Origin of the sequence: Staphylococcus rostri (assembly GCF_002902145.1) — a bacterium.
In the GTDB taxonomy this organism is placed as follows: Bacteria; Bacillota; Bacilli; order Staphylococcales; family Staphylococcaceae; genus Staphylococcus; species Staphylococcus rostri.
This window is the reverse complement of record NZ_PPRF01000048.1, coordinates 1-20,237: the sequence shown is the minus strand read 5'-3', so window position 1 is coordinate 20,237 and position 20,237 is coordinate 1. Positions and strand designations below refer to the sequence as shown.

The 20,237-nt window shown below is 35.8% G+C and carries 21 protein-coding genes; 16 read left to right on the top strand and 5 right to left on the bottom strand.

Annotation, left to right across the window (positions count from 1 at the left end):
• Positions 1–570 precede the first annotated feature (570 nt).
• Both CD122_RS07870 and CD122_RS07865 read left to right on the top strand, forming a co-directional pair.
• Entirely contained in the window at positions 571–1,731 is a 1,161-nt protein-coding gene (locus CD122_RS07870; protein WP_169926495.1) for an MFS transporter, read from the top strand.
• Positions 1,732–1,751: 20 nt separating this feature from the next.
• The gene (locus CD122_RS07865; RefSeq protein ID WP_103358443.1) at positions 1,752–3,803 is read left to right on the top strand and encodes a HelD family protein; all 2,052 of its coding nucleotides are present in this window, start codon (positions 1,752–1,754) and stop codon (positions 3,801–3,803) included.
• Between the two features lie 68 nt (positions 3,804–3,871).
• On the opposite strand, the gene CD122_RS07860 is transcribed toward CD122_RS07865, so the two are convergent.
• Positions 3,872–5,137 carry a YhgE/Pip domain-containing protein gene (locus CD122_RS07860; RefSeq protein ID WP_103358442.1) on the bottom strand — a complete coding sequence of 422 codons (1,266 nt, stop codon included), beginning with the start codon at positions 5,135–5,137 and terminating at the stop codon, positions 3,872–3,874.
• A gap of 165 nt (positions 5,138–5,302) precedes the next feature.
• Here CD122_RS07860 and CD122_RS07855 point away from each other — a divergent pair, with 165 nt between their 5' ends.
• The 5 genes from CD122_RS07855 to CD122_RS07835 all read left to right on the top strand — a co-directional run bounded on the left by CD122_RS07855 (position 5,303) and on the right by CD122_RS07835 (position 9,829).
• On the top strand, positions 5,303–5,932 hold the full coding sequence (locus CD122_RS07855) for a TetR/AcrR family transcriptional regulator (protein WP_103358441.1): 630 nt from the start codon (positions 5,303–5,305) through the stop codon (positions 5,930–5,932).
• Positions 5,933–6,139: 207 nt separating this feature from the next.
• Positions 6,140–7,354 (top strand): MFS transporter, encoded by a 1,215-nt coding sequence (locus CD122_RS07850; RefSeq protein WP_103358440.1) that lies wholly within the window; start codon positions 6,140–6,142, stop codon positions 7,352–7,354.
• A gap of 298 nt (positions 7,355–7,652) precedes the next feature.
• The gene (locus CD122_RS07845; RefSeq protein ID WP_169926494.1) at positions 7,653–8,180 is read left to right on the top strand and encodes an HTH domain-containing protein; all 528 of its coding nucleotides are present in this window, start codon (positions 7,653–7,655) and stop codon (positions 8,178–8,180) included.
• A gap of 129 nt (positions 8,181–8,309) precedes the next feature.
• Positions 8,310–8,519, top strand: a complete 210-nt coding sequence (locus CD122_RS07840; RefSeq protein ID WP_142381191.1) for a hypothetical protein — start codon at positions 8,310–8,312, stop codon at positions 8,517–8,519.
• A gap of 113 nt (positions 8,520–8,632) precedes the next feature.
• Positions 8,633–9,829, top strand: coding sequence for a LysM peptidoglycan-binding domain-containing protein (locus CD122_RS07835; protein ID WP_169926493.1), 1,197 nt, complete (start codon positions 8,633–8,635; stop codon positions 9,827–9,829).
• Positions 9,830–10,107: 278 nt separating this feature from the next.
• On the opposite strand, the gene CD122_RS07830 is transcribed toward CD122_RS07835, so the two are convergent.
• The 4 genes from CD122_RS07830 to CD122_RS07815 form a co-directional block, all read right to left on the bottom strand.
• Positions 10,108–10,497, bottom strand: a complete 390-nt coding sequence (locus CD122_RS07830) for a DUF3021 domain-containing protein (RefSeq protein WP_103358436.1) — start codon at positions 10,495–10,497, stop codon at positions 10,108–10,110.
• Between the two features lie 12 nt (positions 10,498–10,509).
• Positions 10,510–10,971, bottom strand: coding sequence for a LytTR family DNA-binding domain-containing protein (locus CD122_RS07825; RefSeq protein ID WP_169926492.1), 462 nt, complete (start codon positions 10,969–10,971; stop codon positions 10,510–10,512).
• A 160-nt stretch (positions 10,972–11,131) separates the two neighbouring features.
• Entirely contained in the window at positions 11,132–11,953 is an 822-nt protein-coding gene (locus CD122_RS07820) for a CPBP family intramembrane glutamic endopeptidase (protein WP_103358434.1), read from the bottom strand.
• A gap of 39 nt (positions 11,954–11,992) precedes the next feature.
• Positions 11,993–12,310 (bottom strand): helix-turn-helix domain-containing protein, encoded by a 318-nt coding sequence (locus CD122_RS07815; RefSeq protein ID WP_103358433.1) that lies wholly within the window; start codon positions 12,308–12,310, stop codon positions 11,993–11,995.
• A 231-nt stretch (positions 12,311–12,541) separates the two neighbouring features.
• On the opposite strand from CD122_RS07815, the gene CD122_RS07810 reads away from it, so the two are divergent.
• The 9 genes from CD122_RS07810 (at position 12,542) to CD122_RS07770 (ending at position 19,550) form a co-directional block, all read left to right on the top strand.
• Positions 12,542–13,240, top strand: coding sequence for a DUF969 domain-containing protein (locus CD122_RS07810; RefSeq protein ID WP_103358432.1), 699 nt, complete (start codon positions 12,542–12,544; stop codon positions 13,238–13,240).
• Complete coding sequence (locus CD122_RS07805) at positions 13,237–14,163, top strand: DUF979 domain-containing protein (protein ID WP_103358431.1); 927 nt, start codon at positions 13,237–13,239, stop codon at positions 14,161–14,163. Before CD122_RS07810 ends, CD122_RS07805 begins: the two co-directional genes overlap by 4 nt.
• Before the next feature lie 23 nt (positions 14,164–14,186).
• The gene (gene pcp / locus CD122_RS07800; RefSeq protein ID WP_103358430.1) at positions 14,187–14,828 is read left to right on the top strand and encodes a pyroglutamyl-peptidase I; all 642 of its coding nucleotides are present in this window, start codon (positions 14,187–14,189) and stop codon (positions 14,826–14,828) included.
• 10 nt (positions 14,829–14,838) lie between these two features.
• The gene (locus CD122_RS07795) at positions 14,839–15,078 is read left to right on the top strand and encodes a hypothetical protein (protein WP_103358429.1); all 240 of its coding nucleotides are present in this window, start codon (positions 14,839–14,841) and stop codon (positions 15,076–15,078) included.
• Between the two features lie 187 nt (positions 15,079–15,265).
• Positions 15,266–15,778, top strand: a complete 513-nt coding sequence (locus CD122_RS07790; protein ID WP_103358428.1) for a DUF4242 domain-containing protein — start codon at positions 15,266–15,268, stop codon at positions 15,776–15,778.
• Positions 15,779–16,017: 239 nt separating this feature from the next.
• A complete protein-coding gene (locus tag CD122_RS07785; RefSeq protein ID WP_103358427.1) occupies positions 16,018–16,758 on the top strand; it encodes an ABC transporter ATP-binding protein in 741 nt (246 codons plus the stop codon).
• Positions 16,759–16,771: 13 nt separating this feature from the next.
• Complete coding sequence (locus CD122_RS07780; RefSeq protein WP_103358426.1) at positions 16,772–17,725, top strand: ABC transporter substrate-binding protein; 954 nt, start codon at positions 16,772–16,774, stop codon at positions 17,723–17,725.
• Between the two features lie 5 nt (positions 17,726–17,730).
• Positions 17,731–18,492 carry an ABC transporter permease gene (locus CD122_RS07775; protein ID WP_103358425.1) on the top strand — a complete coding sequence of 254 codons (762 nt, stop codon included), beginning with the start codon at positions 17,731–17,733 and terminating at the stop codon, positions 18,490–18,492.
• A gap of 14 nt (positions 18,493–18,506) precedes the next feature.
• The gene (locus CD122_RS07770) at positions 18,507–19,550 is read left to right on the top strand and encodes an acyl-CoA dehydrogenase family protein (RefSeq protein WP_103358424.1); all 1,044 of its coding nucleotides are present in this window, start codon (positions 18,507–18,509) and stop codon (positions 19,548–19,550) included.
• Positions 19,551–20,237: the final 687 nt, after the last annotated feature.

Sequence of the window (20,237 nt, the reverse complement as noted above, 5' to 3'; positions counted from 1 at the left end):
TTCATATATATCTGATGACATATATTGTTCCGGTTTTCTTAGTTCAAGCCTGCTAGTAGTAATAATTGGTTTCATAAATTACCTCCCAAAATAAGAATCTAAAAACGGTTTCATAAATGTGTCGATTCAGCTCTTTACAAAGACAACTATATTATAACAAGTTTTTTTATCAAAATTAGAAGAGGTGTTGTAATGAATCTATTGAATTTAGTTGAAAAATATAAAGAAAATTGCCCATTCTTAGATAAGGCATACAGCAAAGACCTTATTTCATTTCACTCTATTAATTTAAATACAACCTCATATTCTTACCAGGAAGACTATGTTTTCAAATGAATTTCAAATATATATGGTTATTATAAGACCATACTTAGGATTAAAAGATGAAAAAATTTTCAAAAAAAGTCCTGATACAAAGGAATCTAAATTAACTAATTTACATTTAGATTCTGTAGATGATCTTTTAATGCATGATAAACTTAAAGAATATAAAAAACATTGGGAGGCATTTAAAAAATCAAGATGAAATCTAATATTGTGAGCTTTATTTCAAATGACTTTTTGGTAGGTTTGGCTAATAGCATTTTTAATCTTGCCGTGATGTGGTTTGTTTTAGATCAGACAGGTTCAGCTTTTTATACTGCAGCGATTGGCTCACTCTCTCATATTGCTCAAATTTTAGTGGGTTCTTATGCAGGTATTAAGGCCGATCAGTTCAATCATCCTGTCAAAATGATGGTGTACAGTTTGCGCGTGAATAGTGCCATATTATTAGTAATTTGCATAAGCATTGGTCTATTTGACATCAATATGATATTTCTTATTTTCTTATTAATGTGCCGTGAAATTGCGATAGTTTTTCAATTTCCTAATCAGAATAAGCTCATACCTCAGTTGGTTCGTACACAAGCTGAGGTCAAAAAAGTGATTAGCTACAGAAGTTTAACAAAAAATGTCTCTATGATGTTCGGTTTTGCCGGTGCTGGATTTTTATTCACACTGTTACCTTTTCCAATGCTCATCATCGCAATTCTCAGCTTATACATCATCGGCTCTTTATTAATCAGTCATATTCACATCGCACATCAAAACAATCAACATATCCAATCAAAAAAGCATCAAAATAGTTACCTTGAATTCAAAAAGACATTAGCAATGATTATGAATGACTACTATCTTAAAAGAGTGTTAATGAGCGCTGCTGTACTCAATATTATTAGCATGGTGGCGCCTACGTTCGTGGTGTACTTTAACCAATATTTAAACTCTAACGCACAAGACTATGGATTATTTCAATTTTTGATTGCTTTAGGTAGTATGGTGGCTGCGACAATAGGTATCAAGCTGAAAAAACATATCCCTTCCTATACGATTTTACTGTTGTTTTGGACACTGATGGCAATCACTTTTATTTATATGTATTTCAATACTTCAACGTCTATTGCTGTCATTTTAGGTGTCATCATCGGTCTCTGTCTTACACTACCGAACATCTTATTCAGCACCTATAAAATTATCATGATTGAAGATGCTTATCGTGGACGTATCACTGGTGTCATACAATCTATTAGCACGCTGTTTATTCCTATCTCATATTTCTTTTCGGCATATATTGCTGAAAGTTACGGTGCAAATGTCGTCTATCTTATAGCAGGAATATGCCAATTAATTATTGTGATATGCCTATTGTGCGACTATAAAATGAAAGCGAACTTTAACGCGCTTGTCTAACATGAAACGGGGGATAACTGATGTCATTAACTTTTTCTGAAGAGCAAGAACATTTATCTCAAACAATTGAATTTCTGGAACGAGAATTACAAAATATTACCGCTTCACTCTCACAAAGCAAAACTAGGATTATCACTCAGCGTAAAGATATGAATAACCATGAAAGTTGGATGCCCAACACTAAAGATTCTAATACTGCCGACAATGCGCAAGATTTAACGTCATTACGCATGCAAGAAAAGACATATAATCAATATGAGAAACAACTCAAAGTGTATCACCAACTACTGAACCGCCCTTATTTTGGCAAGATTGTGCTAGAAGATGAGTCGCTATATATTGGGACTCAGACGGTGACTGACGATGATTATAACGTCTTAATTTGTGATTGGCGTGCCCCTATCGCAAGCTTGTTTTATGCGAATGAGCTCGGTACCCTCTCATATCAAACTGCTAACGGCGAGACAGTCTATGAAAATGTTAAAGGTAGACGACAATTTAAAATTCAAAAAGGACAATTAATCAACTATTTTGATAGTGATATGTTTATTGGCGATTCAGATTTAATGAATTATCAAATGAAAGCATCCACACATAAACTAGGGAATATTGTCAGTACAATTCAACAAGACCAAAATGAAATTATTCGCTTACCACTTAATGAAGATGTTGTTGTTCTTGGACCTCCTGGTAGCGGGAAGACAGCTATTGCTATGCAGCGTGTTGCCTATCTATTATTCAAATATAAGACAACCGTGACGCATGAAAATTTGATGTTTATGACGCCAAATCGATTGTTTAATGATTACGTTTCAGATGTGTTACCTGAACTTGGTGAACAAAACATTAAAGTGGACAACTTGATGCGTCTGGTTCATACCATTCCCTATTTTAAACGTATGCGTGTGGAGAGTAAGCCTGCGATGCTTGAACGCGTCTATCATAGTGATGGTGATGCTAAACAGTTTTATACGAAATCAAGCATTGACTTTTACCGCTTCCTATCACAACAATTAGCATCATCTAACTACCAACTCTATTTTCAAGACTTAGTAGACAGAACTGGGCATACTATGTTGAGTCGTCACGAACTCTCTACATTGTTTGAAAAATACCGCATGAATCATGATATACCTACAGCGATTCAAAAGTTAAAAAATGATTTACAAGACTGTTATGACAAAGCATTTGAACAGCTGTTTAAAAAGCACTATGCAGAACTTGACGAAATAGACAGCTATGTGGGAGAAAAAGATGAATTAGTGTCACAAGCAAAATCTAAGACTGCCCGCATACTAAAACCAATCAATCGTGCTATCAAGCATTATACTTTTCTTGATATTTCAAAGCTATACGAACAACTCTGTCACGCTTATCAAGTGAATGTTTGCTTATCACATAACACATTGGATTACGAAGATTTCTGGGCTCTTGCTTGGCTTTATTTCAAGCTTATCAAGCATTCAGATCGTAACTTTAGACATATATTGATTGACGAAGTACAGGACTACAGCATTTTTCAATTAGATTGTATACGTCTATTGTATCCTAACGCCCATTTCACATATTTAGGCGATCTCAATCAGAATTTCTTACCAGCACCATTGATTGACTTTGAAACGTGGGAAACACCTACTAAATACTTGCATACATCGTACCGGTCTACAAAGGCAATTAATCGCTATCTTGATACACTAAAAGAAACCGACACAAAAGTTGTAGGTGAAGAAGGCGAACCTGTCGTGACGATTACCAATGCTTCTGTTCAAGATATACGTACAATTATGGCGCAAACGACCCACCCAACAGCAATTGTTGTACCATCACAAGACATCGGTAAGTCTTTATACGCTGAATTATCCGCCGAGCTCGATATTACTTTGGTAGAAGAGAATGATACCTTTATCCCTCAAGGGCATGTCATCATTCCTTATGAGCTTGTGAAAGGTTTTGAATATCACACGGTTATTTCATGGCAACATGATTGTTATGAAAACAGCAATATTCAATACATTATTGCTTCTCGGGCGATTGCACAACTTTATTTGATAGTCTCACGTGAAACATTTTAATAAACACACAAAATAGGCATGGTAAAGGAACATTACGTTGCTTGACCACGCCTATTGCTATTGTTGAACTACACAGCTTCTACTTTATTATTTTTTGTATAAATGGCTGTTACTAATGAAATCATACCAACCAGACTGAACGTTATAAACATCCAAATCGTACCATTCAATGCGAAACTCTGACCATCATAAAGTAACCCTTTTAACGTTGCAACATAATGATAGAATGGATTCCATGGGATAATATACGCTCGATAAAAATCAGACAATAAGTATACAGGCAATATAGCTAGCTGCATCGAAAAGAAAACAAACAACATAAAAATAGGAACTGCTGGGAAACCAATCCAGACCATAAAACCTAGTATCAGCAGTGAAAATCCTATAATCGCTACTGCAATATAACTTGCTGTCTCAAATGGTTGATTGAAGTCAAATCCAAGAACGTTTCCGGTGTAAGCCACATAGCTAAATGCCCCTAAAAAAGCTGCAATGACAATAGATATAACCGTTTTACTTGCCAACCATAATTTTGCGTTGTGTGATAACAACTTTTTCCTATTTTTAAAGGTTAGAAAAGCTAAAACTGCTGTAATCATTGATGAAAGCCAAATTGGCAGAAACATTACTGCTGCCGCATTCCCATTACTTTGATGATCTTTAACCTCGTTCAAGGTTGTTTGTGTTACTTTAATAGGTTTGGCAAATGCCTCAAACTGATTACTTGGCACATTAATATTGTTCGTCGCTAGCAATTTTGCATTTTGACGACTGATTTGATCATTTAATTGCGCTGTTATTTTTGTTAATGCTTGTTGTACAATATTAGCCACTTGTGTCTGACTACCTTGGTTAGTTATAACTTCAATATGTGCTTGTTTTGGAGTCTGCACTTGTACCCCTTTTTCCATTTGTTTCTGCAGTATTTGTATTTCCTGCGGTGATATTGCCCCTGCCTCCACCTTTTCTTTCATTTCTTTTTGCTTTTCTGTCATGATAATACTTTGTGCCTGACTCATCGCATTTTTAGAAAAGTCTTGCTCAAATACAATCCCACCGACATAGTCATTATTTTTTATCCCTTTATCTAGCGCTGTTCGGTTCTCAACATGTTCCCATTGAATTGCCGAATTGTTATTTTCTTCCAACTTGTCGACTAATTTTTCGCCAATATTGGTCGTATTCCCTTGCATCTCCATACCGCGATCTTCATTTAAAATGGCCACAGGAATTGCCTTTGGTTTAGGGTTATATGCTGGATAAAATGCTGTTGCTAGAATAACAAGAATCGCTATGACTGCAACAGGAATGAACCATACTGTATTATTTCTCATTTTAAATACTCCTCTTTTTATACAACACCATGTTGTTTATCGTTCTTAATGTTATTATAATAAGCAATTATAGATACTCAATAAGCAGTGTTTATAAATATGAATGATAAACAACAGAATGCGGAAAAATGTCAATAAAATAATAGAGATTACAGGAGGTTCATTATGGATCGCAGAGTAAGACGTACCATTAACAGTATTGAAACAGCATTTATTCAATTATTAAAACATTACGACCTTGAAGAACTAACTATTCAACAAATTGCAGATGAAGCAGATATTAATCGAGCTACTTTTTATACGTACTATCAAGATAAATATGACTTGTTAAATGCTTTGGAAGATAGAGAAATTACACGTATTAAAGAGAATATTGATTATGAAGAAATTCGGGATCATGCCATGAATCATCCTGAAGACTTGAATAACCTAATTAAAACGACACCCCATAAAGTAATTCAATTAATTTTAAATAATATTGAGTTATATGAAGTGTTATTCAGTATGAAGCGACAAAGTAAAATTGAGCAAAAGTTATCAGAAACGATTGCTTTTAATCTGACCAACGTTTTATCTGATCAAAAAGATATTAATAATATACCTTTTAGATACTTTCACAGTTTTATGTCTGGTGCGATGATTTCAACAATCAAATTCTGGGTTTTAGACCCTGATAAAATACCTGAAGATGAATTTATACGTCACTTCTATACATTACTGTACACAGGACCGTTCCAACAATTAGTTCCCGAGTTATCAAAACAAACTTCTCAAGTAAAATGGATAAACCAATAGTACCTTTTGGAGTGAAACAGACATCTACTGTCTTCCACATGAAATCTCAAACTTAAATTGAATGTTTCTATTAATCTTAGTATGCTTAAAATATTAATAATGACTTTGATGCCCTTAAATATACCTTAGAAAGCGGTGATTAAAATATGTAATATGATGCCTCACTTATATGACAACTAAATATTAAGATAAAGGGGCGTCATTGTTATGCAGAAAATCTCTTTTCGTTATTTATGGATTGGGCAATCCTTTGCGAATATTGGCGATGTGCTTTATATGGTTAGTCTTATCACGGCCGTCTATCAAGTTACGTCATCGGTCACATATATGGCACTGATTCCATTCCTGATTACCACGTCACGCTTTGTGAGTGGTATTATCGCACCGTTAATTATGGAACACATCCCATTGAAAGTGCTCTTAGCGTATTCACAACTTGGTAAGACCGTGATTATGTTGCTACTTATATGTACCGCAACGCTTTCTGCACACGTAAGTCTTATTTTTATATTTGTAGCACTCGTTGCCTTTTTAGACGGTTGGGCGACACCGGCACGAAATGCTTTAATTCCTGTCTATGTAGAAAAATCTGTCTTAGTGAGAGCAAACAGTTTTTTAGCCACGCTCGATCAGACAATCAATCTTTCGGGATGGGCAGTCGGTGGTATTATCGTGACTTTGATTGGTGTAAATGACACACTCTCGCTCACATTCATCTTATATATCGTCGCGACACTTTGTATGTTTCGTATTGACAATGTATCATCGGCTTCTGAAGACTCCCGTCAGACTGCTTCAAAATGGGATATGCTTAAAGAAGGATGGGTAACCGTTTTGCACCATCCCACCTTACGTACTATCAGTGTCACTGTGTTTTTCGAGTCTATCGCAAACGTGGTGTGGGTTGCGGCAATTATGTATATTTATGTCGAACAAGTTCTTCATGTTAGCACACACTGGTGGGGTTACATCAATGCAAGCTTTTTCGCAGGCTTAATGATTGGTGGCTTCGTCAGTTTTAAATGGTCACAGTTTATCGATCATCACCCACGTTATGTGATATGTATTGGTGCTGTTACTATTGGAATCTTTACTTTTCTATTTGGCATTATTTCAAGTCCATGGATAGCTTTAATGATTTCTTGTCTATTTGGAATCGCCAGTCAAACGAAAGGTATTACGCAACTGACCATCATACAGCAAAGTGTTGTCCAAAGGTTGCTACCTAAAGTCTATGCCGTTCAAGATGTCTTAGTCACTGCAACATTCGGCATATCATCATTAGCTTTAGGCGCTTTAACAGATATGTGGGGCGTACGTACCACTTTTATATTCGCTGCCCTGTTGCTTGCCATCAGTGCTATTTACGTTATAGCGAATAGGAAAAATTTAATAAACGAGGGCATGTATCCTAAGCCATAACTTCATTAATACAAGAGACTATTCAATGAAAATTGTTTAGTCTCTTTTTTATGTTGTCATAATAACCATAAATTAGCGTTTATAATTTCAATTCTATACTGTATTTGCTGTTAAAAATTACAAATACAGCAATAATACAAGGTGTTTTCACTTATATAGGGTCATATTCCGTCCTTCAGTTAAATAAATAATAATTTGAATGAATTTTAACCCATAAAATTAATTAAATTATTTTTTTGTTGACTATATAATTGTCCCTTCCCTTTCATACAATTTTATTAGGAGAGTGGGTGGAGTATTGAGTCGTTCAACACGTTTACTAAGTATCTACACAAGATTAATACGCTATCAAAGTATCAATAAAACACAATTGTCTGAAGAATTCGACGTTAGCGAACGTACTGTCAAACGAGATATTCGTGAAATTAGAAACTACCTATATGACAGTGAAGAATTTTTAGATAAACAAGACATCGAATTTGACTATTCGGCACAAGAGTATAGGATTCCTAAAAAAACAAACATTAACAAGAAACAGGACTTTGAAACGTTACTCCTGTTATTAATCATATCCAAAGTGCCCATTAGTTCACATATCGTTAAGTTTTTGAAATCTATCGTTCTTGAATTTTTCATGCAAGACAAAGCTTACTTGTTCCAGTTAATCAATCAAATCAAAGAAAAAGATTATGCCATAACTCATTCACAACTCCTCGAATTACAAAAGGCAATTAATCAGGGCAATAGCATCCAAATTACAACGTTAAACTATGACGTTTTTTCTGTTTATCCCATTAAAATCAAATTACAGAATGAGGTATTATAGCTTTTTTATTCATATAAAAAGGTGGAATATACGATACCAATTAAGCAAATTAAAGACATTAAAATCGTTGATATTGATTCACAAACGGAACAGTATAACAACAACGTAATTTTAAAAGTGGGAAAAGACATGTTCCAACATTTAAAACAATATTATGAGGTTGTTTCTGTGGAACAAGTTGCAGAGGACTATATCATCCAATTTAATATGTCGGAAATAGAGGCATTAAATTTATGTATGACCCATTCTTCTGATATTAAATTGATTGGTCCGAAAAAGTCAGTTGTTAAGCTGAAAGAAAAGCTCTTAGTCATGTTGAACACTTACTTGATTGATTAAATAGCAAGCTCAAATATAAGGGGATGGTGCGAACATAGCAAATTCTAGTTTTTCAAGTTGTTTACTACTGACACTATCAAAAATATTATTTTAACATTATGGAGGGTTCTTTGATGAACAAACAAAATTACTTTAGCATTAGAAAACTTTCAGTAGGTGTGGGATCTTGCTTAATCGCTTCATCATTACTTTTAGGAAGTGTGGCTTCAGCTGAAGAAGCTCAAAATGAAGCAACAACTACTGAAGAAGCACAATCTCAAATCTCAGACTTATCTAACCTATCTAAAGACCGTCTTGATCGTTTCAACAAATTACTTGAAGAAGATCCAAGTTCAAGTGATCAAGTTGTAGAAGAAGCGCAAAAAGAAGACGCTGAAGCACAAATTTCAGGCTTACCTAACTTATCTAAAGACCGCATCGACTCAATGGTTAAGACAATCGAAGGTAATCCTGATCAAGCAGGTGAAGTTTCAGATGCGACATCTCAAATCACACAAGCTCCTAACTTGACTCAAGACCGTATCGATCGTTTAGTTGGTATCATTGAAGGCAACCCTGATCAAGCGGGCGCAGTTGCTGATGCGACATCTCAAATCTCACAATTCCCTAACTTGACTCAAGACCGTATCGACCGTTTAGTTGGTATCATTGAAGGTAATCCTGATCAAGCTGGAAACGTAGCTGATGCTGTATCTCAAATCAGCAAATTCCCTAACTTGACTCCTGAACGTATCGACCACTTAGTTGGTATCATCGAAGGCACGAATCCTGAAGATGCTAACAAAGCAATTGACGATGCATTCCAAATCACTAAGTTCCCTAACTTAACTCCAGAGCGTATCGATCACTTAGTTGGTATCATCGAAGGTAAACCAGCTGACAGCGGCAAAGTTTTAGAAGACGCTAAAAAAGAAAACGAACAAAATGCTCAAAAAGAGGATGCTAAGAAAGATACAACTGAACAAAGTACTGGTAAAGATATGCCAGCTAAAGAAGATATGAACAAAGATATGTCAGGCCAAGACAAAGGTTCATATGTTATGAAACCAGGCGATACAGTAGAAAAAATTGCAGCTGAACACGGTACAACTGTTGATGCAATTGTTGCTAACAATAACTTAGCTGACAAAAACATGGTTGTTGCGGGACAAAAACTTGCGATGACAGATCAACAAACATCAAATAAAATGCAAGCTTTACCAGAAACTGGTGCACAAGATAACGCTGATTTATTCGGCACAACGATTGCTGGTGGCTTAAGCTTAGCATTAGGCGCTTACCTATTCGGTCGTCAAAGAAAAGTAGACTAATACGTTATTTGTAACTCTAAAACACATCTATCATTAAATTATCCACTTTCATATCTATAAATAATGAGGGAGTGGGACAGGAATCTCATTTTTCTAAAAAGATCCCGTTGTCCCACCCCGGCAAGGCTGACTAGGCATGAAAAAAGCTTGTAAAAGCGTATTTTCATGCCAATCAGCTACTGCCATATACATAAAACCTCAAGCTTATTTTGAATGTTTATATTAATGTCCCAGCCTCTTCATTTTTAATCATCCGTTTGATTGAATGCTTTGTTTCTTTACTTCTGAACACCTTTAAGTTTTTCATTAATTTTCTTACTTTTTTGCACATTGATAATGAAAAAGATAAACCAAATAATTAAGAATATGAGTGTAAAACTAGTTATTGCGCTAACCAACGCTTCTATTTTTAAAGGTATCCAATGATTGATACTTGAGATAGTAAAGAAGGCAATCATGCTGCCTCCAAAATGAATGAGTAGTTTAATTGGAAATGGTATGCGCTCTATACTATAAACAAACGGCAAGACTCCGCACACCGCCCCGAAGAAATACAGTCCAAAGACATCTTGAAATCCCATACGAATGTCATAAATCGCGATAAATAAAAGCATGATACTACTAGCGATTCCTATACCTGCGAGTGTTGATTTTAATAATTTCTTCATAACGTTCCCTCCCTATATACCTAAAATTTGCGTTAAGTTTTTGACATACCTTCTAGATATGGTCACCTTTTGTTGATTGCTTAACGTTGCATACAAATTTCCCGAAAAAGAAGGTGCCACTTTAGTAATATGTTCAATATTGACGATAGAAGATTTACTGATTTGTATAAACTGACGATTGGGAAGTGTTTCTTGTAATCTGTGGAGTGTCATTCTCGTAGTATATGCCGCTTCTGTCGTTACAATCGTAAGTTGTTTATCAAATATCTCCGCAAAAATAATGTCTGATTTTGCGATTAAGTAAACACCTTGTGACGTTTTAATACCTATCTTACTGCTTGGACTTGTTGTTTCATATTGTTGAATGTATTTTAACAAGTTGACACCAAATTCTTGGTCATACGTGTTAATGGTGACATCCGTTTCAGTTGCAGACGTGTCCATTTTCAAGTGTACGTTGAGTTGCGCTTTCATCATCATGCCCTCCTTTATCTATATCGTATGTGTTTTATGCTGTATTGTCAGTAGTTATGGCATAAGCGGTTGAATGACGCATCCAAGCGGTTAATTTTTACAGAAAATCAAAGACTGCCTTAATCCATTACATTACGTAATACATCAAGGCAGCCGATATTTATATTTTTAATGCGTCATTATACTTTGAAAATAATAAAAATAGAATACCCATTGTATAGCAACCAGTCGCAATAAGAGAAGCATCCATACCATAAGTTCCACCAGTCAACCAAACATTATGCGTTTTGATAACATACTGAAAAAGACTGTAATCCACTTCTACATTCGTTACAGTAAAAATACCCGTTAGATTCCAACACATATGCATTACAATACCTGCCCATATCGAGTTAAAAAGATACGTGGCAGTTGCATACAACATACCAGCCATAAATCCAGCTAAAATTAATAGATATAAGTCAATGCCTACTAATTTACCATTAAATAAATGTACCACACTGAATAAGAATGACGATAAAAACATCGCAAAGACAATATTTGTTTTCTCTTCAATATATTTTAAGAGAATACCTCTAAATATGATTTCTTCAACAATTGGCGCAATGATACCAGAAATGAAAATGCCTGATAGCAGCAATTCAATATAATCAGTTGTAGTATCCAACTTAATCATCATGAACTCACCAGGTATGAAAATAATATAAATTAGGTTCACAATCACCGGCACAATTATTCCTAAAAATAGGCACAGTGGATAAATTTTAATATTGGTTATTCGATAATCATATAAATCATGCTTTAATCCCTTATAGACAAGTAACTTGATAAGCACCACTGTAACAATAAGTGTTGTAACGCCATGTAACAGATATTCCAGACCATGCCAGCTAAAGATATGCCATAAAATTCCTACATTTTGCGCAAAAATAGAAATGACAAATAGTAATAGTGCCATACCAACTATTTTGAATACATTCATGTTAAAAACTCCTTAATAATTATTAAGAAGACAACTATATTAGGCAAAAATTTGTGCCAATGTACCACAGATAGTGAAAACAACTATCAAAATTAACCACCATTTTTTGTCTGCAAATTCCCAAAAATTCATATGTACATTATCTTTTAAACTTTTAGGTTGCTCTCCGTTTACTAATGTGTCCAAACTCACTTCAAATAGTGTTGCAAGCGCATTTAACATCTGAAGATTCGGTTCTAACACACCTTGTTCCCACTTTGAAACTGACTGTCGTGTTGTGTTCAACTGTTCAGCTAAACCTTCTTGTGTCAGTCCTGCTTCTTTTCGATACTTTCTGATTTGTGCACCCAGCTCCATATATAGCCCTCCTCTCAATCAACATATCAAAGTCACCTGTCACATTCTGCATACAATATTGATCACTGTGTCACTAAGTTGGATCATTAAGGTTCAATTAATAACATTTATCTAAAGTTTACTAGGCGTACAAATATAATTCTATCTTATAATCAAAAATTATAATCATCATAAAATTCTGTATTTTTTATGTTAGAATGACAAAAACATAAATTTTTTAGGGGGTATTTTATGGAATGGTTGAAGTTAGTAGGTATCCTTATCATTATCGTAGGATTCCTTTTCAAATTTGATACAATTGCGGTTATTTTAACAGCAGCAATCGTCACTGGACTTGTATCAGATATGTCACTTTATGAAATTTTAGACGTCCTAGGCAAAGCTTTTGTCGATAATCGTCTCGTTTCTCTCTTCTTATTAACACTACCAATGGTCGGTCTCATTGAACGGTTTGGCCTAAAAAAACAAGCGACGGTATTAATTGGTAAAGTGAAATCTATTACTAGTGGTCGCTTATTGTCACTCTACCTATTAATTAGAGAAATTGCCGGACTGGCTTCGATTCGTATCGGCGGACATCCTCAATTCGTCCGTCCATTAATCAATCCGATGGTTCAAGGCGCATTAAAAACAAAATATAACCTAACATCTGAACAAATCGATGACAAAGATATTGAAAAAATTAAAGCCGAGTCTTCCGCAATGGAGAACTACGGAAACTTCTTTGGTCAGAACTTATTCGTAGGTGCTGCAGGTGTGCTATTAATGGTCGGGACATTCCAATCTCTCGACATCAAAGTCAGTGCGGTCAGTCTTGCCCTTGCTTCTGCACCCATTGCGATTATCACACTCATTATTGTCGTCATTAAAAACATTTTATTAGACCGTTATTTGGAACGTAAATACAGAGATAAGGGGGATCCAGCATGAGTCAACACACATTAGATATGATTCTTGAATGCTTCTATGTTTTAATCGGGCTACAGCTACTTTATACAGCTTACCGTGCCTTTAGAGATCCAAATCAAGGCAAACGTATAGGAACGTCTCTTTTTTGGATATTACTAGCCATTACCTTTATCTTTGGACCACATATTCCAAATGTTGTAAATGGCGCCATTATTTTATTGATGGGGTTACTTACATTAACACGCCAAGTAACGATTAAAAATATTGTAGATGTTACTGAAAAAGAAGGCAATCAAGGTGCCGAACGCTTTGGCAACAAACTCTTCTTACCAGCTGTTGTGTTAGCAGTTGTGGCTGTGATTGTTTCTAACTGGACACCTTTAGGCGGTGCGATTGGCTTAGGCATTGCCTCAATTGTTGGTTTAATTGCGGCGTATTTGATTATCAAACCAAAAGCAAAGTACATCTTGTATGATAGTGATAGACTGACACAACAAGTCGGGACAGTCGGCATTCTACCCCAATTTTTAGCTGCTTTAGGGGTGTTATTTACCGTCAGTGGTGTTGGAAAAGTGATTTCAAACGGGATTTCAAGTTTTCTACCTGAAGGCAATCATTTAATAGGCGCTACGGCTTATATTTTAGGCATGGTCATTTTCACAATGTTGATGGGGAATGCATTCGCAGCGTTCACAGTCATTACCGCAAGTATTGGTATCCCATTCGTTATTGCACAAGGCGCAGATCCAGCAATAGCCGGTGCCCTTGCGATGACTGGCGGTTTCTGTGGAACATTATTAACACCGATGGCCGCTAACTTCAACACATTGCCTGTCGCACTATTAGAAATGAAAAATGAATTTAGTGTCATAAAAGCGCAAATGCCCGTTGCGTTCATACTCATCTTGGCCCATATCGGCTTAATGTATTTCTGGGCATTTTAATCTTAATAAAGGGGACGATACACATGAAAATACTCGTAACAGCTTTTGATCCATTTGGTAAAGAACAGACAAATCCAGCATTAGAAGCCGTGAAATTATTACCAGAAACGATTGGTGACCACACGATTACGAAATTGGAAATTCCTACTGTTTTTAAAGAATCTGTAGCTGTGATTGAACAACAATTGAAAAGCGAAACATATGACGCTGTACTTGCGATAGGACAAGCAGGTGGCAGATTTGAAATAACGCCCGAACGTGTCGGCATTAACGTTGATGATGCACGTATTGCAGACAATCAAGGCAACCAACCGATTGATGAAGTCATTCAAGAAGACGGCGCGCCTGCCTACTTCTCAAATATGCCGGTTAAACGGCTCACACAAGCGATGAAAGACGTTGGTGTACCCGCTTCACTATCAAATTCAGCAGGCACATTTGTATGCAATCACGTGCTCTATAACCTGGGATACTTGCACGTAACAGCATTCCCGCATATTCAATTTGGTTTCATCCATGTGCCATTCATCCCAGAACAAGTGACCAATAAACCAAACACGCCTTCTATGGCGCTCGATACGATTGTGAAAGGATTAAAAGCAGCCATCGCCGCATTATCCACAGACAATCATGATGACGCCATTGCATTAGGGGAAACACATTAGGAGGCAACGTATGAAAATAGCATTATTAAAAACGTTCTTTGGCACATTATTTGTAGGCATTGGTGCCATAGTCCTTATGTACTTCATAGGCTATGTCCCGCCTAACCCACGTATATTCAATGCGGTTGATTGTATCACTTTCACACACTTTTTTGAAAATCGCATTTATGATAATTGGCTCATGATTGCCTTCTTATTTGCGATTGGTGTAACAGTTTGGGATTGGGTTAGTGATAGTAAGGAAGAATAATTGTATATGTGGACAGATATAAAGAACGCATACCTGTGATGATAGGGTGCGTTCTTTTGTTATTTGCTGGTTTGTAATTCTTCTAAAGGCTGTCTCACTCACAAAAATTAAATAATCTTTTATATCCTTGTAAACAGATAGGGATTATAGTATTATTTACTCATTACAATTTTAGGGGGTATAGATTATGACATTATTTTTACTTGAAGCAAACGATTTAACAACCTTTTCAACAAAGGCGGAATTAGAAGCGCTAGCAGCCGACTTAACAACGGGAGAAGTACCAACACTTATAGAAGTACAAGCGACATCCAATCTTACACATGGATACTTTATTGTTGAAGCAAATAGTAGCGACGCAGCCAAACAATTTTTAGAAAATGCCTCAATCAATATCAATCTCGTAAAACAAGTTCGCTTAGTCGGTAAGGAATTAGATGACGTTAAAAAAGGTGATGCGCATGTGGATTTTCTCGTTACTTGGAATATCCCTGAAGGCATCACGATGGATCAATACTTGGCACGTAAGAAGAAAAATTCCGTGCACTATGAAGAAGTTCCTGAAGTACAATTTCAACGTACTTATGTATGTGAAGATATGTCAAAATGTATCTGTCTATATGACGCACCAGATGAAGATGCCGTTCGACGTGCACGTAAAGCCGTAGATACACCGATAGATGGTATCGAAAAATTATAACGCACTTTGTTTTCTGAAAAATCAGATATGAGTTGTAGGGAGAGTGGGACAGGCATCTCATTTTTCTAAGAAGATTCAGTTGTCCCACCCAGGCAAGGCTGAGCAGGTGTGAAAGCGCTTGTAAAAGTGTCTTTTCATACCAGTCAGCTACTGCCCTCTACATAAAATCTCAGCCTTAAATTAACTATTTCTAGTAATGTCCATCACGTTATCAACACGCTTAGATTCGAGGTGTTTCAATGATTCACATTAACCATATTCACCATCAATTTGGTAACCATCTTGTTATTAAAGATTTTGAGTTAACAATTAAAAAAGGCAACATCGTCACATTTATAGGAAAAAGCGGTTGTGGTAAGTCCACATTATTAAATATTATTGGTGGGTTTTTAACGTCAACTTCTGGAAAAGTGATGATTGATGGTCAAGTTAAAGAAGGCCCATCGCCGGACTGCTTGATGATCTTCCAACACCACAATTTACTTCCGTGGAAAAATATCAATGACAATATCCGTCTTGGTTTACCCCATCGTATTAGCGATGAAGAAATAAACACACATTTAAAAACGGTAGATTTAAATCATAAAGGCAAATTATTTCCAGAAGCATTATCCGGTGGTATGAAACAACGTGTTGCCCTCTGTCGGGCACAGGTGCATCAACCGAAAGTCATACTCATGGATGAACCTTTAGGCGCATTAGATGCTTTTACACGTTATAAACTCCAAGACCAATTGATACATTTGAAAGAAAGAACCACCGCAACCATCGTATTAGTGACGCATGACATAGACGAAGCCATTTATCTGTCAGATGACATTGTATTGCTTGGAGACGGCTGTGAGATTCTCGGCCAGTATCATATCGCACAATCACATCCTCGTAATCGTAATGACAGCCATTTATTAAAAATTAGAAATGACATTATGGAACAATTTGCATTAAATCATCATTTGGCAGAACCAGAATATTATTTATAAGGAGTTGCGTATATTGAAAAAATTCATTTTGCTTACTTTCATATTCCTTATTATTCTTTCTGGTTGTCACTTGAACACGCAAGAAAAGGCCACTAGCCATACAAAACAAACGATAAAAATCGGCTACTTGCCTATCACACATTCAGCTAACTTGATGATGACACAAGAAATTCAACAAAACGTGGACAACGCAAAGTATAACTTGAAATTAGTGCGTTTTAATAATTGGCCAGATCTGATGGATGCCTTGAACAGCGGCAAAATCGATGGTGCTTCAACACTTATCGAACTGGCTATGAAATCCAAGCAAAAAGGTTCAGATATTAAGGCGGTCGCTTTAGGTCATCATGAGGGCAACGTTGTGATGGGCGAAAAGGGTAAAACTTTATCAGATTTTCACGACCATGAAACCTATCATTTTGCGATACCGCATCGTTATTCAACACATTATTTGTTATTAGATGAAATGCGACAAAAACTGCAACTCAGTTCAGACACGTTCAGTTATCACGAAATGCCTCCAGCTGAAATGCCCGCCGCACTCAATGAAGGTAGCATTTCTGGATATTCTGTAGCCGAACCATTTGGCGCACTTGGTGAAAAACTAGGAAGCGGTCATACTTTACTGCACGGCAGCGACATCATACCAGATGCCTATTGTTGCGTACTCGTACTTAGAAATGATCTCATCAGTCAACATCAGACGGTTGTTCAAGATTTTATATCTGATTATAAAAAAGCTGGTTTTCAAATGACTGATAAAGAGAAAAGCATTGAAATTATGGACAAAAACTATAAACAAGATAAGAAAGTATTGTCACAATCCGCTGAATGGACGTCTTACGGTAACTTAGCAATTGACGAAAAAGGTTATAACAAAATTAAAAAATTAGTAGACGAGAAAAAGCTTTTTAAAGCACCGAATTATAAAGATTTTGTTGATCCTACGTTGTATAAGGAGGGATAGATGCAATGACAGTTCACATTATTAAAAAATGGTCCTTACCGATTCTTACGTTTATTATTTTTCTTTTACTATGGCAATTCGTCATCATCGTTGGTCACTATCAGCCCATTCTTTTACCCGGGCCATCTTTGGTATTAAAAAGCATATGGCACTTCATTATCACTGGGGAGATATTCACACACCTAGGTATTAGCCTGTATCGCTTTATTACAGGTTTTGTGTTAGCCGTTATTCTTGGCGTACCTATCGGCTTTTTATTAGGTCGCAGTCAGTCATTATTTCATGCCATAGAGCCGTTATTTCAACTAATCAGACCTATCTCTCCTATCGCATGGTCGCCATTTGTCGTTTTATGGTTTGGGATTGGTAGCTTACCTGCCATTGCGATTATATTTATCGCCGCATTTTTCCCAATTGTTTTTAATACAATTAAAGGCATTAGGCATATTGAACCGCAATACTTAAAAATTGCGTCTAATTTAAACTTAAAGCATTGGTCATTATACAAAAACATTCTCTTTCCTGGTGCCTTCAAACATATTATGGGTGGCATACATATGGCAGTCGGTACAAGTTGGATTTTCTTAGTATCCGGTGAAATGATTGGTGCACAATCGGGACTTGGTTTCCTAATTGTAGATTCACGCAATATGTTAAATCTGGAAGACGTTTTAGCTGCGATATTCTTTATCGGTGTATTCGGGTTCTTAATCGATCGCTTCATTAGTTACTTTGAAAAAATAATCTTAACACGCTTTGGCGAATGAAGGAGTTGAATTTTATGCGTTTAAACACACATATTGAAGATAAACTAAAACCATATTTAACAGAAATTGATGCAGGTTCATACTATCCAAAAGACTTTATTAGCACTTTGTTTAAAGAAAGGTTTTTCAAAGAAGATGACCTCAAAAGCAACTCAGAAATTATAGAAACAGTATCCGAGTCTTGTTTGACCACTGGTTTCTGCTTATGGTGTCAATTGGCATTTTCCACTTATTTAAAAAATGCGGAAGACCCCTATTTCAATCAACACCTACAGCAACAATTGTTATCCGGTGAGATTTTAGGTGCAACTGGATTGTCGAATCCGATGAAGTCATTTAATGATTTAGAGACGTTCAATCTGTCACATCACTATGATGAAAACCAACAGCTCATTGTGAACGGTAGACTGCCCGCAGTTAGTAATATTGGTGCTGATCATTATTTTGGCGCAATTTCTAAGAGTGCCTCATCTGATGAACTTGTCATGTTTATCGTTCAAGCCAACCAAGATGGTATCACAATGAAAGAAGCATCTAACTTTTTAGGTGTTAACGGTTCAGCAACATTTACGATTGATTTGCATAACGTCCTAATACCAGCTGAACACATTATCACACACGACGCAAAAGCATTCGCAACACAAATACGACCACAATTTGTCGCATTACAGATTCCAATCGCATTAGGCGCCATTCGTGCATCACTCGATTTAATCAACCAATTCTCTCATGCACAAAACGGTATTAATCAATATTTAGAATATGATGTGCCAGCATTTGAAAATCAATACAAGCAAATTAGACAAGATTTTTATGATGTATTAGATAATGCGAACTTACAGAATCACTTTGAAACACTCATTGCACTCAAAAAAGCAGCTGGTTATTTATTACTAGACGTAAATCAAGCATCAATGGTGAACGGCGGATCAAAAGCATATGCCTATCACTCACCACAAGCACGTAAATTGAAAGAAGGCTTTTTCTTTGCGGCATTAACACCGACGCTAAGACATCTAGGTAAACTACAAGAAGAATTAAAAGCAGAGAAGCAATAGTTGATAGTTAAAATGGCAACAGTGATTATAACGTGTGAGAAAAGAATTGTATCAGCACGTCAACATTAACAAAAGAACGCATACCTGTGATGATAAGGTGCGTTCTTTTGTTAGTTATCAATATTAAATCTTCTTATACACTTTAGTTCAAGTCCTTTTTGCTCCCCTTCATCTATAACTGATTGATATATTCTTTTTAAATTTGGCGCTCTTAATTTTAAAAGCTTTGTATTTTCTATAACATTTTGTTCTATATAGTTTGATACTTCTCTGAAATTCCATTCTAATTCAATACTATCTATATAAGCGATGTTTTTGACAACATAGAATCTTTCAGCATGTTTTTCCTAATTAAAATTTCTAATAAATGTAATAAAATCGACAAGAATAAATTGTGAAAGCGCTTTATTTTTGTTATCCTTTGTTTATTAATCCTATATTCCCAACAACAATGATAGATGTGTTACTACTAAACATATATTTATTTTGCTATAGAACATATGTAACACCTATTTTCTATAACTAAGTTAAAGGATTTGATATGTATGAGAAGCATTTCACTATTACTTTTAGTGATTGCTATATTATTAAAAGTTAATATTTTAAATTTCACTTTTATCAATGACAATTTAATAAGATACATTTTTGCATTTTCTTTGGGACTATTTGTTTATGCGTTCTTAAAAC

Bases quoted from the DNA above. Each gene is read 5' to 3' on its own strand.
- CD122_RS07855 (WP_103358441.1), top strand. From the start codon at position 5,303: ATGGATCGCAGAGTAAGACGTACCATTAACAGTATTGAAACAGCATTT.
- CD122_RS07825 (WP_169926492.1), bottom strand. From the start codon at position 10,971: ATGAAAGCGCAACTCAACGTACACTTGAAAATGGACACGTCTGCAACT.
- CD122_RS07865 (WP_103358443.1), top strand. From the start codon at position 1,752: ATGTCATTAACTTTTTCTGAAGAGCAAGAACATTTATCTCAAACAATT.
- CD122_RS07770 (WP_103358424.1), top strand. From the start codon at position 18,507: ATGCGTTTAAACACACATATTGAAGATAAACTAAAACCATATTTAACA.
- CD122_RS07795 (WP_103358429.1), top strand. From the start codon at position 14,839: ATGAAAATAGCATTATTAAAAACGTTCTTTGGCACATTATTTGTAGGC.
- CD122_RS07830 (WP_103358436.1), bottom strand. From the start codon at position 10,497: ATGAAGAAATTATTAAAATCAACACTCGCAGGTATAGGAATCGCTAGT.
- CD122_RS07820 (WP_103358434.1), bottom strand. From the start codon at position 11,953: ATGAATGTATTCAAAATAGTTGGTATGGCACTATTACTATTTGTCATT.
- CD122_RS07810 (WP_103358432.1), top strand. From the start codon at position 12,542: ATGGAATGGTTGAAGTTAGTAGGTATCCTTATCATTATCGTAGGATTC.
- CD122_RS07835 (WP_169926493.1), top strand. From the start codon at position 8,633: ATGAACAAACAAAATTACTTTAGCATTAGAAAACTTTCAGTAGGTGTG.
- CD122_RS07815 (WP_103358433.1), bottom strand. From the start codon at position 12,310: ATGGAGCTGGGTGCACAAATCAGAAAGTATCGAAAAGAAGCAGGACTG.
- CD122_RS07790 (WP_103358428.1), top strand. From the start codon at position 15,266: ATGACATTATTTTTACTTGAAGCAAACGATTTAACAACCTTTTCAACA.
- CD122_RS07785 (WP_103358427.1), top strand. From the start codon at position 16,018: ATGATTCACATTAACCATATTCACCATCAATTTGGTAACCATCTTGTT.
- CD122_RS07860 (WP_103358442.1), bottom strand. From the start codon at position 5,137: ATGAGAAATAATACAGTATGGTTCATTCCTGTTGCAGTCATAGCGATT.
- CD122_RS07775 (WP_103358425.1), top strand. From the start codon at position 17,731: ATGACAGTTCACATTATTAAAAAATGGTCCTTACCGATTCTTACGTTT.
- CD122_RS07850 (WP_103358440.1), top strand. From the start codon at position 6,140: ATGCAGAAAATCTCTTTTCGTTATTTATGGATTGGGCAATCCTTTGCG.
- CD122_RS07840 (WP_142381191.1), top strand. From the start codon at position 8,310: ATGTTCCAACATTTAAAACAATATTATGAGGTTGTTTCTGTGGAACAA.
- CD122_RS07805 (WP_103358431.1), top strand. From the start codon at position 13,237: ATGAGTCAACACACATTAGATATGATTCTTGAATGCTTCTATGTTTTA.
- pcp (WP_103358430.1), top strand. From the start codon at position 14,187: ATGAAAATACTCGTAACAGCTTTTGATCCATTTGGTAAAGAACAGACA.